Below are 16,715 nucleotides of genomic sequence, written 5' to 3'. Positions count from 1 at the left end.
TTCTGGCCGTATGCCAGGCCAAGGGGAGGCGGAACACCGATGACGCAGACGGCTCACCGGGAGCGAGGTGCGGCGGCTCCTCAGGAGCGACTACCCGGGGACGGTGAGCTCGTCGAAGTACGGGGTCAGAGCTGGGTCGTCAGCAGGGTGGAACCCGCCCCGCCCTCCGACGGCCGCGCCGCCACCCTCGTCCACCTCCAGTCCGTCGCCGACGGCCGCTTCGGGGACACCCTCTCCGTTATCTGGGAAGTCGAGCCCGGCCGCCGTGTCCTCGACCGCGGCTCCCTGCCCGACGCGTCGACCGGACAGTACGACCCGCCGTCCCGTCTCGCCGCGTTCCTCGACGCCGTCCGCTGGTCGGCCGTCGCCTCCGCCGACGTCAAGACCCTCCAGGCGCCGTTCCGCTCCGGCGTCGCCGTCGAGCCCTACCAGCTCGAACCCGTCTCCCGCGCGGTCGGCGCCCCCCGTGTCAACCTGCTCCTCGCCGATGACGTCGGCCTCGGCAAGACCATCGAGGCTGGCCTCGTCGTCCAGGAGCTGCTGCTGCGAGGGCGTGCCCACCGCGTCATGGTGATCTGTCCGGCGGGCCTCACCCTGAAGTGGCGCGACGAACTCGCAGAGAAGTTCGGCCTGGACTTCACGATCGTCGACGCCGAGCGCTGCGCCCGGCTGCGCCGCACCCACGGCACCGCCGCCAACCCGTTCCGCGTCCACCCGCTCACCATCGTGTCCCTGCCCTGGCTGCGCGGCACCAAGGCGCAGCGCCTCCTCGACGAGGTCGTCCCGACCCGCCAGGAGACGAGGGAGGACGGAACCGACCGCCGCTTCTTCGACCTGCTAGTCCTCGACGAGGCCCACCACGTGGCACCCGCCGCGCCCAAGCAGGTGTACGCCGTCGACTCCCAGCAGACCAAGCTGATCCGGCGGCTCGTCCCGCACTTCGAGCACCGCCTCTTCCTCTCCGCCACCCCGCACAACGGCTACCCCGAGTCGTACACCGCGCTGCTGGAGCTCATCGACAATCAGAAGTTCGCCCGTGGTGTCGACCCCGACGAGCAGGCCCGCAAGGAGACCGTCGTCCGACGCCTGAAGTCCACCATCACCAACCCCGACGGCTCCCCCCGTTTCCGCACCCGCCGCACCCGCGAACTCCCCGTCGAGTACACCGACACCGAACGCGAGATCCACGGCGTGCTCAGCAGCTTCTCCGACCTTCGCCGCAAGCGGATGACCCCAAAGGCCCGCGGCGGCCGCCGCGCCGCCGACCTGGTCACTCTCCTGCTGAAGAAGCGGCTGTTCTCCTCCCCGGCCGCCTTCCTGCACACCGTCCAGGTCTACCTCTCCCACCTCGACGACACCCGGACCCGTTCCCGCTCGGCCGCTGCCGAAGTCCCCGATTGGCTGGAGGACTTTTCCGACCTCGTCGCCGAACTCGACGACCTGGGCCTGGCGGAGGCAGAGGACGACGCCCTCACGCGCTCAACCAGCCTCACCCCGCAGGAGGACGGCGAGGAACTCGCCCTTCTCCAGCAGATGGAGCGCTGGGCACTGACCCACGAGGCCGCCGCCGACTCCAAGGCCGACGCGCTCATCCGCGAGCTGAAGGCCATCTGCCGCCCCGATGGCCAGTTCTGGACCAACGAACGCGTCGTGATCTTCACCGAGTACCGCGACACCCAGAAATGGCTGCTCAACCTGCTCCAGCAGCAGGAACTCACCGACGGCGGCCGCGTCGCCGTCCTCCACGGCGGACTCAGCACAGACGACCGTGAGGACATCCGCCTCGGCTTCCAGGCTCATCCCGCCACCGACGAGGGCAAGGTCCGCATCCTGCTGGCCACCGACGCCGCCAGCGAGGGCATCGACCTCCAGAACCACTGCCACCGCCTGTTCAACTACGACATCCCCTTCAACCCCAACAAGCTCGAACAGCGCATCGGCCGCATCGACCGCTGGGGCCAGAAGACCGACCCGGAGATCACTCACTTCATCGGCGCCGGCTGGGAGAACGCCGCCGCCGGATCCTACGAGGCCGACCTGGAGTTCCTCTCCCGCATCGCCCGCAAGATCGCCCGCACTGAAGCCGACCTGGGCTCCGTCAACGCCGTCATCGCCGACGCCGTACAGCGCCGTATGACCGGCGACACCACCCCCGTCGACATCGACAACGCCAAGCCCAAGCAGATCGCCGGTCGCCGCACTGGCGGCACCGTCGCCGCCGAGCAGAACGTCACTGCGCAGGCCAAGCGCCTCGCCGAGCAGTACCAGGAGACCGTGGACGCCCTTGGCCTCACCCCAGCCAACATCAAACGGGTCGTCGACACCGCCCTCACCCTGGACCACCAGCAGCCCCTGACTCCGCACTACAACGAGGACATGAAAGGCCTCTGGACCGTCCCGCCGCTCTCCGGCACCTGGGAACGGGCCACCCGCGGCCTCGCCCACAAACTTCGCCCAGCCGAGCAGCGCCCCGTCACATTCACCCCGCAGGTCGCTGCCCTCGGCCGCGACGACGTGGTGCTCGCCCACCTCAAGCACCCGCTGGTCGCCCTCTCCACCCGCCTGCTCACGGCCGCCGTGTGGAACGCCGACACCGTCGGTCTGCACCGCGTGACCGCCGTCGTTACCGACGACCCCGCCGTCGAGACGGCCCTCGTCTCCGCCTACGCCCGTTACGTCCTCGTCGGCAACGATGGCACCCGCCTTCACGAGGAGATCCTTTACGCGGGCGGCTGGTTCGGCGACACCGGCCGCTTCCGCCGCTGGGAGTCCGTACGCACCCAGGGCGCAGTCCTCGCCCGCGCGCTCGCCGACGGCGCCGAGGCCGCCCCCGACCTGCGGCACGCCTTCACCGACGCCTGGTCCCGGCTGGAGAAGCCCCTCCACGACTCCCTCACCGCCCGCGCCCGTGAACGCGGCACCTCCCTCGAATCGGCGCTGGCCGCCCGCCGCACCGAGGAGGAGAACCGCATCCGGGCCACCCTGGACCGCTTCGAGGCCACCCTGCGCGCCAAGCTCAAGGAGGAGGGCGACGACGACAACGAGCAGATCGCTCTCTTCGGCACCCGCGAGGTCACCACCGCCGAACAGCGCCAGTACCGCGAGGACCGGGACCGCTGGCAGGCTCGCATCGAAGGCCTCACCGCCGAACGCGAGCGCGAACTCGCCGCCATCGCGGCCCGCTACTACGAGCCGCGCTCCCACCTCTTCCCCGTCGCCGTCGTCGTCGTGATCCCCGCAAAGGAAGCCAGCCGATGAGCCGCTCCGCCGCCTCTTCCTTCCGTGGCTCCTCCCGCGGAGTCGCCGCCGCCAGGGCCAAGGCCATGGACGGCCGGGGCCAGCACCAGGAATGGCTGGACCTCACCGAGGTCTCCGGCCCTTTCCTCACCATGCCCGTCCTGCTCCAGGCCTGGCCCCAGCTCGACGCCCTCGACAAGGACCAGCGCACCCGGCTGCGCGCCCGCCACGCCGACTGGCAGGCCGACACCAACGCCGGCCGCGACGAGTGGACCGGCTACATCCTGCGCTCGCTGCTGGAGTGGGGCGATGCGCTTGTTCTGCGCGAGGGCCAGGACGACGACCTCGCCCTGGACCGCCTCACTCTCGACGTCCACGAGCACAACGCCCGTGTCCGCGCCGACTTCGCGCTAACCGAGCCTGGTACGGAACTCGCCGCCGAACCGGACACGGGGTCTGCTGCCAAGCGCGTACGAGTGCTGGGCATGACCATCCCCAGCGGCACCGCCCCAACGGCCCGCCCGAGCTGGGGCGACGACTGGGCGGCCGGCCCCGCCGACCGCCTCGCCCGACTCCTGCGCCACCACGACGTACCCCTCGGCCTGGTCACCGACGGCCGCTGGTGGTGCCTGGTCTGGGCCCCGGTCGGCGGCGTCACGACCACGGCCGTCTTCGACGCCATCGGCTGGAACGAGGCCGCCGAACGCACGGTCGTCCGCGCCTTCGTCTCCCTGCTGCGCCGCCGTCGCTTCTTCGAGTACGACGAGTCCGAGACTCTGGTCGGTCTGCTGAGGAAGAGCCTCGACGCGGGCGACGAGGTCACCGAGGCCCTCGGCATCCAGGTCCGCCAGGCCGTCGAGCAACTGGTGGACGCCATCGGCCGCGCCGACGCCAGCGCCATGGAACGCGGTACCCCCGGCCTGCGCGCGAGCGGCGTCGAGGCGAGCGAGGTCTACCGGGGCGCGGTCGCGGTCATGATGCGCGTCGTCTTCCTCCTCTTCGCCGAGGAACGCGGACTGCTGCCCGCCGACAACGAGGTCTACGCCCGCTCCTACTCCGCCCGCTTCCTGCGCGCCGAGCTGAAGTCCCGCGCCGACGCCGAGGGCGAGGCCTCCCTGGAGTACACGACCGCCGCCTGGCACCGCCTGATCGCGCTGTTCCACGCCGTGCACGGCGGAGTGCTGCACCCTGAGCTCGAACTCCCGGCGTACGACGGCTCCATCTTCGATCCGGACAAGTACCCCTGGCTGGAGAACAGCTTCCCCCTTCTCCCCATCGACGACCGCACGGTGCTGCACATGCTCCAGTCCGTGCAGGAGGTCCGTGTCGGCACGGGCAGGCAGAGGGAGACCCGCACGCTCAGCTTCCGCGCGCTGGGCGTGGAGGAGATCGGCTACGTGTACGAGGGCCTGCTCTCGTACGACGCCCGGCGCGCCGTCGAGATGATGGTCGGCCTCATCGGCCCGGACGGCGTGGAACACGAGGTACCGCTGAGGGAGTTGGAGTCCCTGGCGGCCACGTCGAGGGACGTGAAGACCCTCGCGAAGAAGATCTACGAGACGTGGAAGGACCCCAAGCCGCCGGCGAGCGCGGTGCGTCTGGAGAAGCTGCTGGCCCCGGCGAAGGCGGAGGCCGCGACGGAGGCGAGGCGTCTGCTGCTCGCAGCCTGCCGCGACGCGGCCCTGACGGAACGTCTGCTGCCCTTCTTCGGTGTGATTCGGAGGGACCTGCGGGACCTGCCGGTGGTCATCCCGGCGGGCGCGCTGTTCGTGACGGAGTCCTCGCTGCGGAAGAACACGGGTACGCACTACACCCCGCGCCGGTTGGCGGAGGAGGTCGTGCTGCACGCGCTGGAGCCGCTGGTGTACGAGCCGGGTCCGCTCCAGACGGCGGACAGGGATGCCTGGGTGCCGAAGACAGCTGAGCGGATCCGTGAGCTGAAGGTCGCGGACATCGCGATGGGCTCGGCGGCGTTCCTGGTGGCCGCCTGCCGGTACTTGGGGGATCGGCTGATCGAGGCGTGGGAGCGGGAGGGCCGCGAGGAGGCGGTCAAGTACCGGGCGGGGCGCGCTGTTGACGCGGTCACTGCAGCGGACGCGGAGTCCGACCCGGTAGTGATCGAGGCCCGGCGCCAGGTGATCGAGCACTGCCTGTACGGGGTGGACATCAACCCCATGGCCGTGGAGATGGCCAAGCTCTCGCTGTGGTTGGTCTCCATGGACCCGACGCGTCCGTTCACTTTCCTGGACGACCGGTTGGTGGCGGGGGACTCGCTGCTGGGTGTGCACAACATGGAGCAGATCAGAGCGGAACACCTGGAACCGACCGAGAAGCGCAGCCTGCTCACCAAGCACGCCGACGAGCGCGCGGAAGCACTGAAGAAGAAGGCCAAGGAACTCAAGGACCTTCGCTTGGCGATCACTTCGGTCAGGGGTGTGGACCTGGTCGCGCTGCAGCGTAAACGGGAGAAGCTCTCCGAGGTGAACCGCCACTCCGCACGGCTACGGCTTGTCGGCGACCTTCTCGCCGGTGCGGCACTGGCTACCTGTGCCTCGGGACGCGTCGAGTGGTACGTGGAGGACGGCGGCAAGCGCATCAAGGATCTCTTCCCGCAGGCTGAGCTCATCGTGGAACGGATCATCGACGAGGAGGTTTCGGAAGACTCGGATGAAGTGCGGGAAGCCCATGCCACCGCTGAAGAGTGGCTTTCCTCCGAAGCCCCGAGCGGAGGGCTGGCCCGACGACCTCTGCACTGGCCCCTGACCTTCCCTGAAGTCTTCACGGAACATGGCGGCTTCGACGCGATCATCGGCAACCCGCCGTTCCTCGGCGGCCAGAAACTCACGGGCGCCCTGGGCGAGGCGTACCGCGAGTACATGGTCGACTACCTCGCCGACAAGAAGCGTGGTAGCGCCGACTTGGTGGCCTACTTTGAACTCCGCGCTCACCAGCTCCTCAACAAGCATGGCCAGACGGGGCTCATCGCTACCAACACTCTGGCTCAAGGTGACACCCGTGAGGTCGGCCTGGACCAGTTGGAGGAGAAGAGGAAGGTCAGCATCCGGCGGGCGGTGAAGAGCGCACCCTGGCCTTCAAAGTCGGCGGTCTTGGAGTACTGCGCCGTCTGGACTTCGGTGCCGCCGCTCGCGAACGAGGCGGACAGAGTGCTGGACGGCGAGAAGGTTCGGGGCATCACGACGTCGCTGGATCCACAGTCACGGGTGAAGGGGCGGCCGTATCGACTGGTATCTGGGGACGCCTCGGGGCGACCAGGCGCCTATATCGGCTCCTACGTCCTAGGCAAGGGCTTCATCCTGTCGCCCCAGCAGGCCGAGGAGCTCATCCAGCGCGACCCGCGCAACCGCGACGTCCTCTTCCCCTACCTCAACGGCGAGGACCTCAACTCCCGTCCGGACTGCTCGGCGAGCCGCTGGGTGATCAACTTCCATGACTGGCCCGAGGAGCGGGCCCGTGAATACCCTGAAGTATTCGCCATCGTGGAACGCGACGTGAAGCCCGAGCGACTCAAGAACAACAACCGACAGCGTCGTGAGATCTGGTGGCGCTTCACCCGGCCCGCCATGGACTTGTACCGAGCCATCTCCGGCCGCGAACGTGTCTTGGTGGTAGCACTCGTGTCCCGAACCGTGATGCCGGCCCGAGTCCCAAGCCGACAGGTCCTTTCGCACAAGTTGGCCGTTTTTGCGTCCGCTTCCGACGGGGATCTCGCGTTCCTCAGTAGTTCGTTCCATACATGTTGGGCATGGCGTAACTCGTCCACAATGAAGGCTGACCTCAACTACTCACCGTCAGACGTGTTCGAGACGCTTCCACGTCCTACCTACTCATCAGGCATGGCAGATGCGGGTGCCCGCCTTGATCAGCTGCGAGCTGAGATCATGGCGGAGCGCAGCCTTGGTCTGACCAAGCTCTACAACCTCGTCCATGATCCTTCTGTCGGAGATGCCGAGATTGCAGCTGTACGAGATTGCCATCGAGCTGTGGACGAGGCTGTGTCGGCAGCCTACGGGTGGAGCGACCTGAACTTGGAACATGGGTTCCATGAAACTCGTCAAGGCGTGCGCTACACGTTCCCGATGCGTACTCTTACCGAGATCTTGGACCGACTCCTGGAGCTTAATCACCAGCGACATTTTCAGTCGCCCGCAGCAGTACGCGAGGGGCTGCTCTTCTGATCTTCAAAAGAGCAGGAAGTCGGCTTTTCCCCCGTGCTGGGCGTGGTTCAGTTCGAGCAATCGGTCGATCACTTCAGTCTGGACCGGCTGGGGTAGGCTGAAGCGCGTGCTCTTTCGAGTCGTTGTGAAGTCGTGCCGGAAGTGCAGGTCTTGCCAGTCGTAGGCCTGCATCACGGCATGGTCGACCTCCACATGTGCTGCACGCAGAGCATGGATATCTGCGTCGATGATGCTCGGGTCGTGAACGAGGTTGTAGAGCTTGGTCAGACCAAGGCCGCGTTGGAGCATGACAGATCGCCGGATTTGATCAAGCTCGGCACCTGCAACGGCCATGGTCGTGCTGCCGGTAGGCAACGGCATTGTCTCGTAAACATCTGACGGCGTATAGCGAAGGTCTCCCTTGAGGCTGGACGCCCGTGCGATTGCCCACGCGTAGTGGATACCGCTGTCCAGCAACGCCAAGTGGGCAGAATCCGAAGCTGCGAACACCCCAAGCATGTGTGAGAAGACCTGTCCTGTCGGTACCGAAACTGGCATCACGGTTCGGGACACGAGTGCCACCGCCAAGACACTGTCCAGTCCCTTGATCGCCTTAAGCATGGCCGGACGCTTCTCTGCATACTGCCACCAGTAATCGCGATAGACCTTGCGGTTGTTCTTGAGTCGCTCGGGCTTCACGTCGCGTTCCACGATGGCGAATACTTCAGGGTATTCACGGGCCCGCTCCTCGGGCCAGTCATGGAAGTTGATCACCCAGCGGCTCGCCGAGCAGTCCGGACGGGAGTTGAGGTCCTCGCCGTTGAGGTAGGGGAAGAGGACGTCGCGGTTGCGCGGGTCGCGCTGGATGAGCTCCTCGGCCTGCTGGGGCGACAGGATGAAGCCCTTCCCCAGAACGTTGGCCCCCTGAAAGGACTTCCCGCGGTTGGCTACCAGTCGGATGCCGAAATCTCATACTTTAAGACATTATTGAATGCTTAATGGCCATGTGATGGTGAGTCTGGTTTGCCAACCCCGTTGGTGCACACGTTCCCCTCATGGTCCTCGATGCCTTCATTGCTGCACAGCATGTGGACGGATACTCGATCAACACCATCCGTGCCAGAGCCCGCTGTATTCGCGCCATCGCCAAGGCGGCCCTCGTTCGGGTTGAGGACTTAACAGTCGATCATGTGATGGCCTACTTCGCGGTGCGCTCGCTCAAGCCGTGGTCCCGGCGGACCTACCTCAACCACTTACAGGCTTTTGGTAGATGGAGAGGCGTAGATCTTGTCACAGGCATTCGAAAGCCGCCGGCACCGCGTTCAACGCCGAACCCTCTGCCGGAGGGGGACCTGGCCCGCATTACTTCAGTCGCACGGGGCCATCATCGCGCGTGGGTGCTCTTGGGGGCCTTCTGTGGTCTGCGAGCGCATGAGACAGCCAAGCTCAGACGTGAGGACATATCGGTTCTCCAGGACGGCGAGGTCGTCCTGCGGGTGCAAGGCAAGGGTGGACGTACCGATATCGTCCCGGTCCCTCCCGTTGTCACTCAGAAGCTAGACCTCACGGCCGAGGGGCGCCTATGGGGCGGAGTCACCCCTGAGCGAGTTTCGCGCACGGTCGCTGCCATCGCGGCCAAGGAGGGCATCCGTATGCGCTACCACCAGCTGAGGCACCGCTTCGGGACAGCCGTCTATCGCGCCTCGGGGCGTGATCTCCTGCTCACCCAGCGCCTGATGCGGCACGCTTCACCGGCGACGACCGCAGGGTATGCGGCAGTGGCCGACGATCAAATCCACAAGGTGATCGGGTTGTTGCCGGGCGCAGACCCCAACCGCAAGAGGCACGATGGTGAGCGAGGGGTGACAGGCTGTCAACAGTGTCGCGCCCGCATCGCCTGATCGGCTGCGCGTCGGGACGGGACTTCGCGCTGTGCCTGACGCTGACGCCGGAGTCGGTGCGTGTCGAGGTCACCGACACCCGGCCGGGCGGGCTTCCCGCCTACACCCAGAGACTGCCCGAACTGCCAGCGACGGAGGCCGAGTCGGGGTGCGGGCTGCTACTTGTGGAAGCCCTCGCCGACCGCTGGTGCACGGGACCGCAGGGCCCCTGCACCAAGACGCTGTGGGCCGAGGTGGATCGGGCGCCCAGTCACTGCTGACGCCTCGGTGGAGCCTTTCGAACAAGGGCAACTACCTTCAATGAGCGCGACATTGGGCAACGCGCTACAGTGTCGCCACGCCTACGGTCCTCGGCTTTCCCGCCTCCGCGTGAGGCATGCCGGATATCGTTCCCGCATGACGTATGGGGGGACCGAGCGAGCCGGTATGTCCTTTGGCGCGGGCGTGGCGCCCTGGACGCCGACACCACCCGTGATCCGGGATGCCACGCATGATGCGGTGATCGTGGTGCCGGGGATCATGGGCAGCGCCTTGCGCGACACCACGACCGGGCGGTTGGTGTGGGGACTGCGTGATCCTCGGTGGGTGGTCGAGGCATGGCGGCACGAGGACGGGATGCGCCCGCTGCACCTGGACGACGACGAACGATCCGGCCGGTACGGTCGGATCGAAGCCACCGAGTTGCTGCGCGTCCCGACGGTGGCGCCGTTCCTGAAGGGCTTCGAGCCGTACGGCGATCTTCTTGACGCCGTCCGTGCTGTCGCCCGCCCCAAGGCCGTACTTGAGTTCGCGTACGACTGGCGGCTCCCCGTCGCCGTCAATGGAGCGCGGCTGGCGGAAGCCGCTCACGATCACCTGGCGCGGTGGCGCGCCAGCGAGGAGCATGCTCGGGCACGTTGCTCGCATCCGGACGAGCGCGAGGCGCGTTTGGTGTTCGTCGCCCATTCCATGGGCGGACTGGTCACCCGGGCCGCCTTCGCCCACGCCGCCTCCCAGGGCAGCGACCTGACCCCTGAAACCAGGGCCGTGGTCACCCTCGGTACCCCGTTCCTGGGTTCGGTCATGGCGGCCGTCATCCTCAATGGTGACCACTCCGGCCGGCTGCCCGCCCGGCTGCGGCGCCGAATGCAGGCCCTGTGCGCGACACTGCCCGGTGTACACGACCTGCTGCCAGATTACCGCTGCGTCGACGCGGGTCTCGATGTCCACCGGCTCACCCCGGCCGACGTGGCAGTCCTGGGAGGAGATGCCGAACTCGCCCGCGAGGCGCAGGAGTTCCAGCAGCACCTGCGGGAGAAGGGACCTGCGCTGCCGGGGCACCGCGCTGTCGTCGGCGTCGCGCAGCCGACCGTGCAGAGTCTGCGTCTCGACAGTGGTGTGGTGCACGAGCAGTACCTCTCGTTCGAGCGCAACGGTGACGGGGGCCTGGCCCGTGACCGCAACGGCATCCCGCTTCGCAGGGACCGGGCCGGGGATGGCACGGTCTACCGGGACGCCGCTTCCTTCGGCCCGACCATGGGCGTGACCCCACTCCCGCTGCAGCACGGTGCCCTGGCAAAGGACAGCGTCGCCATCGCCTATATCCGCGCGGTGCTCACCGAGCACGATCAGGACCTCGGCCCCGCGTTGGGTGAGGGGGACATCGGTCTGGACGTCCCGGACTGCGTCGAGGCGGGCCGGCCCTGGTTGCTGCGCCTGAGGCCCGGACCGGGTTCCGTCTTGGACACGTATGCCGGGATCACCTGCACTGTGCAGGACGCCGAGACCGGCCTGCGTGTTGCCACCGGTCGGCTCGGCTGGCACGACGGTGAGATCGGTGCCTCGATCACCCTTCCCGGGCCGGGCCTCTACCGGGTCAGGGCCGATACCGGCGGCAACGCCCCCGTCACCCAACTTGTCCTGGCGCTCGACTCCGACGACGACTGAGCGCAGTGCGTCATGACCATCTCCGACAGCACTGACGGAAGACCTCTGCAGTTCTTCCCCATCGGCATCGGTGTCTATCTCCACCTCCCCGGGCTGGAGACGGATCCCGAGATCGAAGGCATCGAGGCGTTGCTGAAGCCGTTCGGTTCCCAGACCGAACCCTGGCCGGTTTCCCCGGAGGACCGCGGGGTTGAAGCCGTCACCACGCGCCTGACGACGTGGTCCGCTCCCCGAGACATCGGCGACACCGTCCTCTACTGGGTCGGTCACGGCTTCAGTGACGGAGGGCCCACCTCGTTGCTGGCACACGCCCACAGTCCCAAGCTTGTCGCCCCAGACGGCATCGACCCACCCACTCTGCTGCGGCACCTCAAGGCCAGGCAGGGCAGGAACGGCGCCGGCTGGGCCATCGTCATCATCGACGCCTGCACCTCCGGGCGCTTCGTCGAACTGCTGACCGGGGACGCCTACCGGGATGGGGACGTCCACAACTTTCTGCTCGTGGCGACGTCCAAGGACGGGAGTACCACGCTCGGTGCGTTCCGCAGAGCGCTGACCACCGTCCTCACGGTGACCTTCCGCGCACAGCAGACCATCGACCTGCACGACCTCGCCACGGAACTGAACCGCAACCTCCAAGGTTGCCCTGTCACGCCGAAGACGGATACGGGGCGTGCCGTGCTGCGGCGCACGCGGTCGACCATCGCGGCGCATACTCAGGCACCGCTGGATGTGGTCGCCGAAATCGATGCCGTCATCGCGTCCCTGACCGACGACGAACGGCGTCACTTCGTCCCCAAGGCCAGTGGTGCCGAACTCGGTGAGCAGACCTGGTACTTCCAGGGGCGCGTCGAGGAACGTCATGAGATCCTCTGCTGGCTCGCCCGTGCCGCACCGGGCATGCTCGTTGTCACCGGAGCGGCAGGATCGGGAAAGTCCGCCTTGCTCGGGCATGTCCTGGTGCACTCCCGGCGTGAGCTCTCCGACATCCTCATCCGCCACCGGCAGCTCGACCCCCTTCCCCTCGGCAGCCCCCGCCCCTATGAAGCCTTCGATCTGGTCCTCCACCTGACTGGGGCGACACCCAGGGAGGTTGTGCTGCGGATCGCCGCGGCAGCCGGGTTCCCCACCCCTCCCGAGGGGCCGATCGCCGAACAGTGCTCGTGGCTGATCCAGCAGTTCCGCAGGACGGACGACCCCGTTGCGGAACAGGTTCCTGAGGCCGACGATCCCGCTTTCACCGTCCTGGCGGACGCACTCGACGAGGCCCGCCTGCCTCTGACGATCGCCGAGCGGATCCTGAGCCCTCTGGCGGATCTCCCCGGTGTTCGGGTCGTCGTCGGCACGCGCGGCTCCACACTCGAAGGCCCCGACCTGCCGGAGCCGGCGGACCGGGACCTCACTGACGCTCTGGGCGTCGGCCGGGAGCGGAACCGGAAGGTCGTTCACGTTGACCGTGACGAGGAGGCCATGACCAGCTACATCCAGCGACGCCTGGAGGTAGCGCGCAGCAGGGGTGAACTCCAGGTGGAGCCCGCACAGATCGACCACCTGGCGAAAGCACTCGGGTGCCTTGAGCGGGAGTTCCTTTACGCACGCCTGGCGGTGCACGAGATCATCGCCACTCCGGGACTCGCCGACGACCCCGGGCCGCTGCTTGAGGACGACCACCGTCGGCTCTTCGCCCGCGCCGTCGACCGGCTGGCCGAGAAGGCTCCTGTCAACCAGGCCCTGCTGGAGGCGCTGGCCCTGGCACAGGGGCACGGCCTGCCCCTGACCGGGGGTGTGTGGGCCGACGTCGCTACAGCACTCGCCGACAGCCCTGACATGAAGGTCACCGACGCGGATATCGAAGAATTGACATGGACGGCGGCCCCCTACCTCCTGCTTGACACGGAATCCGGGCAGAGCGTGTACCGACTGGCCCACCGGACCTTCTCCGAGTACTTCACCCGGACGGTTCCGTCCTCCGCGCACGACGACCGGCACCGCCGTATCACCGAGCACCTGGCGACGCCCCCGACCGGGCCGGAGCAGCGCCCCAACCCCTATGTCGTGCAACACCTGCCCACCCATGCCGGTCTCGCCGGGCCCGACGGATGGCAAGCCCTGGCGGACCGTCCCCAACTGCTCGACCGGCTGAACCCCTCGGCGGTCGTCTCCAGTGTCATGCTCAGAGCCCTTGGCCGATTCCAGCTGCCTCCGGCGGTGGCGGGAGTCCTGTTCGCCCGAGAGCAGCTCACCAAAGCGAACCCCCGGGATCGGCGAGGACTGCGCGAGCTGGCGAGCCTTCGCTGCACGCCGGAGACCGTCGTACAGCGCTTCGGCAGGAGATCTTCCGACCCTGATGCGGCCTGGTCCGTGGCCTGGGGCCAACTGAAGCGCCATGCACCCCACTTGCGTCTCACCGGTCACACCGGCTCGGTACAGACCCTCGTGGCGTTCACGGACGCCTCACAGCGGGTGCTCCTGGCTTCGGGTAGTGACGACGGGGCGGTGCTGATCTGGGATCCGGTGAGGGGGGAGACCGTGGGGGACCCGGTGACGCCGCACGACGGCGCCGTCCAGTCGATCGCGGAGTTCGCGGGCCCGAGGGGGCGGACTCTGCTGGCCACCGGGGGCGCGGACGGCACGGTACGCATCTGGGACCCTGTCAAGGGAGAGACAGTGGGGGAGCCACTGACCGGCCACGACGACTGGGTTCACTGCGTGGCGGCGTTCGAAGACGCCGACGGGCAAACGCTGCTGGCCACGGGAGGCGGAGACGGGACGCTACGCGTCTGGGAGCCGCTGACCGGCAAGGAACTGGCGGTGGGAGGCCTGGACGAGTATGCGATGGACCTGGACCTGCACACCGACCAGGAGACCGAACGGCTCGTGGAGACCGGCCACGACGGCGACGTCTACTCGGTGGCGGCGTTTGTTGGCCTAGACGGCCAAGATAGGCATGTTCGCCTGGCCACCGCAGGCAACGACGGCACGATACGGATCTGGGACCCGGCCACCGGGAAGGAGACCACCGATCCCCTCACCGGTCACGAGGGAGCCGTCTTCTCCGTCGCGGTGTTCAAGGGGCGGGAAGGGCAGGTGCTGCTGTCATCGGGCGGTGAGGACGGGACGATACGGATCTGGAACCCGGACATCGGCAGACAGACCAGGGCACCTCTCACCGGCCACGGCAAGCCGGTCCGCGCGGTGGGAACGCTGGTCGAGAAGACCGAGGCCGGTGAACGGACCTTGCTCGTCAGCGCCGGCGAAGACAACAGCGTACGACTGTGGGATCCGGTCGGCGGCGAGCCGGTGACAGCGCCTCTGACAGGCCACGAGAACTGGGTGAGGACTGTGTCGCCGGTGCCGCCTCTGTCTGGCACACACCCACTGCTGGCCACCGGCGGTGACGACCACACGCTACGGATCTGGGCACCGCACGACGGCCGAACGGCAGGCGTGCCGTTCGACGACGCCGTGACGACCACGCGGACGCTGACATCCTTCAGCGGCGAGGACGAACAGACCCTGATCGCCGCCGTGGACGGCGAATCGAAGCTGCGCGTGTTCGACCCGGCCGAGGGCGAGCAGGTCGACGGGCTGGAGACCGAACATGACGGTGATGTCCTCACGGTGACCACGGTCCGAGTCGTCCAGGACGATGACGAAAGGCTCGTCTTCGCCATGGGCGGTGAGGACGGGGTCGTGCGGTTGTGGGATCCGGGCACCGGCGAGATGACCGGTGAGGTGGTGACGGATCACGCCCGTGGGGTGCGTGCTCTATCGGCGTTCGCCGGGTTCGGTGGGCGGTCATTCCTGGCCACGGGTGGTGAGGACGGCGTGGTGCGGTTGTGGGATCCGGGCAATGGTGAGAAGGCCGGTGAGGTGGTGACGGATCACGCCGGTGGCGTGCGGGCCCTGTCCGCGTTCGTCGGCCTTGGCGGCCAGTCTCTCCTGGCCACGGGTGGTGAGGACGGGGTCGTGCGGCTGTGGAACCTCATGACCGGCCAGGCCGTAGGGGAGCCGTTAGCCCATCCAGGCGTGACCGCCGTGGAGTCGTACCCGATCCCGGGCCGCGAAACCATGCTGGTCACGGGTGACGGCGACGGAACCGTCCGCTTCTGGAACTGCGAGACGGGAACCGAGACGCTGAGGATCCCCCTGGGCCTTTGCGTGAACGACGTCGCCTGCGTTGACGGAGACCTGGCCCTGGCCACAGCGGAAGGCCTGGTGCAGGTGAGCCTCGAAGCGGCATCGAACCTCACGGGCGGGTCCTGAACCCCGCTTCCGGCCCAGGTGCCCGGCCTTCCGCCCGGCACCGGCGCACTCCGTGTCGGCCTGACGTGCCGGACGCCAGACGCCGTGCCGCCTGTCGGTGGCGACGGTGTCAGCCCGTGGTGGTGATGAGTTCGTCGAGCAGTTGCTCCAACAGGCTGTTGTCGCCGAGGAAGCTCTTCACCGAGGCGTCCTCATTGCGCTGGGCGTCCATGCCCGACCAGTTCACGTCGTATCCCGCGTCAGCGCTGAGCTGGGCCAGGAACGCTCGCTGGGCGCGGCCGTTGCCCTCGCGGAACGGGTGGAGGACGTTCATGTCGCCGTACAACTCGGCCAGTTGGATTGCGAACTCCTGGCGGGGGAGATCCCGCAGATGGCCGGAGGAGGCGAGACGACCGAAGACCTCTCCGGCGTAGGGCACCAGGTTTCTCGCCGGACAGAACGGCGTGCGCTTGGCGATGTTCACGGTGCGTAACTCGCCTGCCCACGCATAGATGTCCCCGAAGACCGCGGCATGGAACGCCTGGAGATGACCGAGGTCGTACGCACCGGGCAGGGGGCGTTCGGCGAGCAGGACGAGGCGCGCCCGGGTGATGTCCGCCTCTGCTGCCGCGAGCGCTTGATGGTCGGTGATGCCGAGCTTGTTGCGCAGCACGCCGTTGGGCATGGCGTACGGATCGTTCACCCTGCCCGCCGCTCCGAGGTCTGACGGTGGCGGGTGATCGCGCGGGCGACAAGGGCGTCCGCGTCGAGGTCGCCCTTCACGTACGCCTCGGTGTCGCGGTCGGAGGCCTCGGAGGCGTGGAGCCCTTCGGCCTCGATGGAGCCCGTGGCCGAGGCGACGGCCGCACGTCGTGCCGCTCGGCTGCTCAGCGCCTCGAAGGCCTCGACGGACAGGAGGACGCCCTGGGGTTTGCGGTGGGCGCCGATCAGGACCGGGTCGGCATCCGCGCCGGACTCCGACAGGTCGGTCAGGATCCGCGACAGTCTCGCGCGCGCGTCGCTGACAGTCACGACTTCGGGGATCTCCATGCTGTCACCGTACCCATATAGAGTCTTGATTCTGTACAGATACTAGTACGGATTCCGGTGGGACGCGTGGGTGTGGCGGAGAGCGCAGCTCATTACGTCCGCTGATCTCGCAAAACTGGTGTGAACTAAGTCAATCGACATCATGCTGAAGCCGCTCGCACTGTCACACCCCCGCGATAGC

General features: G+C 67.6%; 9 protein-coding genes. 6 read left to right on the top strand and 3 right to left on the bottom strand.

The window, feature by feature from the left end; genetic code table 11:
• The first annotated feature begins 39 nt into the window (after positions 1-39).
• Positions 40-3,258 (top strand): DISARM system SNF2-like helicase DrmD, encoded by a 3,219-nt coding sequence (gene drmD / locus AOQ37_RS27140; RefSeq protein WP_062647814.1) that lies wholly within the window; start codon positions 40-42, stop codon positions 3,256-3,258.
• Positions 3,255-7,433 carry an Eco57I restriction-modification methylase domain-containing protein gene (locus tag AOQ37_RS27135; RefSeq protein WP_107085305.1) on the top strand — a complete coding sequence of 1,393 codons (4,179 nt, stop codon included), beginning with the start codon at positions 3,255-3,257 and terminating at the stop codon, positions 7,431-7,433. Before drmD ends, AOQ37_RS27135 begins: the two co-directional genes overlap by 4 nt.
• Positions 7,434-7,436: 3 nt before the next feature.
• On the opposite strand, the gene AOQ37_RS27130 is transcribed toward AOQ37_RS27135, so the two are convergent.
• Positions 7,437-8,309: a type IIL restriction-modification enzyme MmeI gene (locus AOQ37_RS27130; protein WP_308418052.1), complete on the bottom strand. Its 873-nt coding sequence runs from the start codon at positions 8,307-8,309 to the stop codon at positions 7,437-7,439.
• Between the two features lie 158 nt (positions 8,310-8,467).
• On the opposite strand from AOQ37_RS27130, the gene AOQ37_RS39040 reads away from it, so the two are divergent.
• The 4 genes from AOQ37_RS39040 to AOQ37_RS27110 are packed head-to-tail and all read left to right on the top strand — an operon-like array spanning position 8,468 to position 15,505.
• The gene (locus AOQ37_RS39040) at positions 8,468-9,313 is read left to right on the top strand and encodes a tyrosine-type recombinase/integrase (protein ID WP_078890370.1); all 846 of its coding nucleotides are present in this window, start codon (positions 8,468-8,470) and stop codon (positions 9,311-9,313) included.
• Positions 9,292-9,573 (top strand): ATP-binding protein, encoded by a 282-nt coding sequence (locus tag AOQ37_RS27120; protein ID WP_063781183.1) that lies wholly within the window; start codon positions 9,292-9,294, stop codon positions 9,571-9,573. The genes AOQ37_RS39040 and AOQ37_RS27120 overlap by 22 nt, the downstream gene beginning before the upstream one ends.
• Before the next feature lie 40 nt (positions 9,574-9,613).
• Positions 9,614-11,239: a lipase/acyltransferase domain-containing protein gene (locus AOQ37_RS27115; RefSeq protein ID WP_234437010.1), complete on the top strand. Its 1,626-nt coding sequence runs from the start codon at positions 9,614-9,616 to the stop codon at positions 11,237-11,239.
• 12 nt (positions 11,240-11,251) lie between these two features.
• Positions 11,252-15,505 (top strand): hypothetical protein, encoded by a 4,254-nt coding sequence (locus AOQ37_RS27110; RefSeq protein ID WP_062647806.1) that lies wholly within the window; start codon positions 11,252-11,254, stop codon positions 15,503-15,505.
• Positions 15,506-15,614: 109 nt separating this feature from the next.
• Here AOQ37_RS27110 and AOQ37_RS27105 read toward each other — a convergent pair whose 3' ends face one another.
• Positions 15,615-16,187, bottom strand: coding sequence for a Fic/DOC family protein (locus AOQ37_RS27105; RefSeq protein ID WP_062647805.1), 573 nt, complete (start codon positions 16,185-16,187; stop codon positions 15,615-15,617).
• A complete protein-coding gene (locus tag AOQ37_RS27100; RefSeq protein WP_062647803.1) occupies positions 16,184-16,534 on the bottom strand; it encodes an antitoxin VbhA family protein in 351 nt (116 codons plus the stop codon). The genes AOQ37_RS27105 and AOQ37_RS27100 overlap by 4 nt, the downstream gene beginning before the upstream one ends.
• Between the last annotated feature and the right edge of the window lie 181 nt (positions 16,535-16,715).

It is taken from the genome of Streptomyces maremycinicus, assembly GCF_001184025.1.
Taxonomy (GTDB): Bacteria; Actinomycetota; Actinomycetes; order Streptomycetales; family Streptomycetaceae; genus Streptomyces; species Streptomyces maremycinicus.
The sequence above is the reverse complement of the archived record's forward strand: the minus strand, read 5'-3'. Positions and strand labels throughout refer to the sequence as shown.

Coding starts and splice junctions, on each gene's coding strand:
- AOQ37_RS27100 (WP_062647803.1), bottom strand. CDS start 16,534: ATGGAGATCCCCGAAGTCGTGACTGTCAGCGACGCGCGCGCGAGACTG.
- AOQ37_RS39040 (WP_078890370.1), top strand. CDS start 8,468: ATGGTCCTCGATGCCTTCATTGCTGCACAGCATGTGGACGGATACTCG.
- AOQ37_RS27135 (WP_107085305.1), top strand. CDS start 3,255: ATGAGCCGCTCCGCCGCCTCTTCCTTCCGTGGCTCCTCCCGCGGAGTC.
- AOQ37_RS27110 (WP_062647806.1), top strand. CDS start 11,252: ATGACCATCTCCGACAGCACTGACGGAAGACCTCTGCAGTTCTTCCCC.
- drmD (WP_062647814.1), top strand. CDS start 40: ATGACGCAGACGGCTCACCGGGAGCGAGGTGCGGCGGCTCCTCAGGAG.
- AOQ37_RS27115 (WP_234437010.1), top strand. CDS start 9,614: ATGAGCGCGACATTGGGCAACGCGCTACAGTGTCGCCACGCCTACGGT.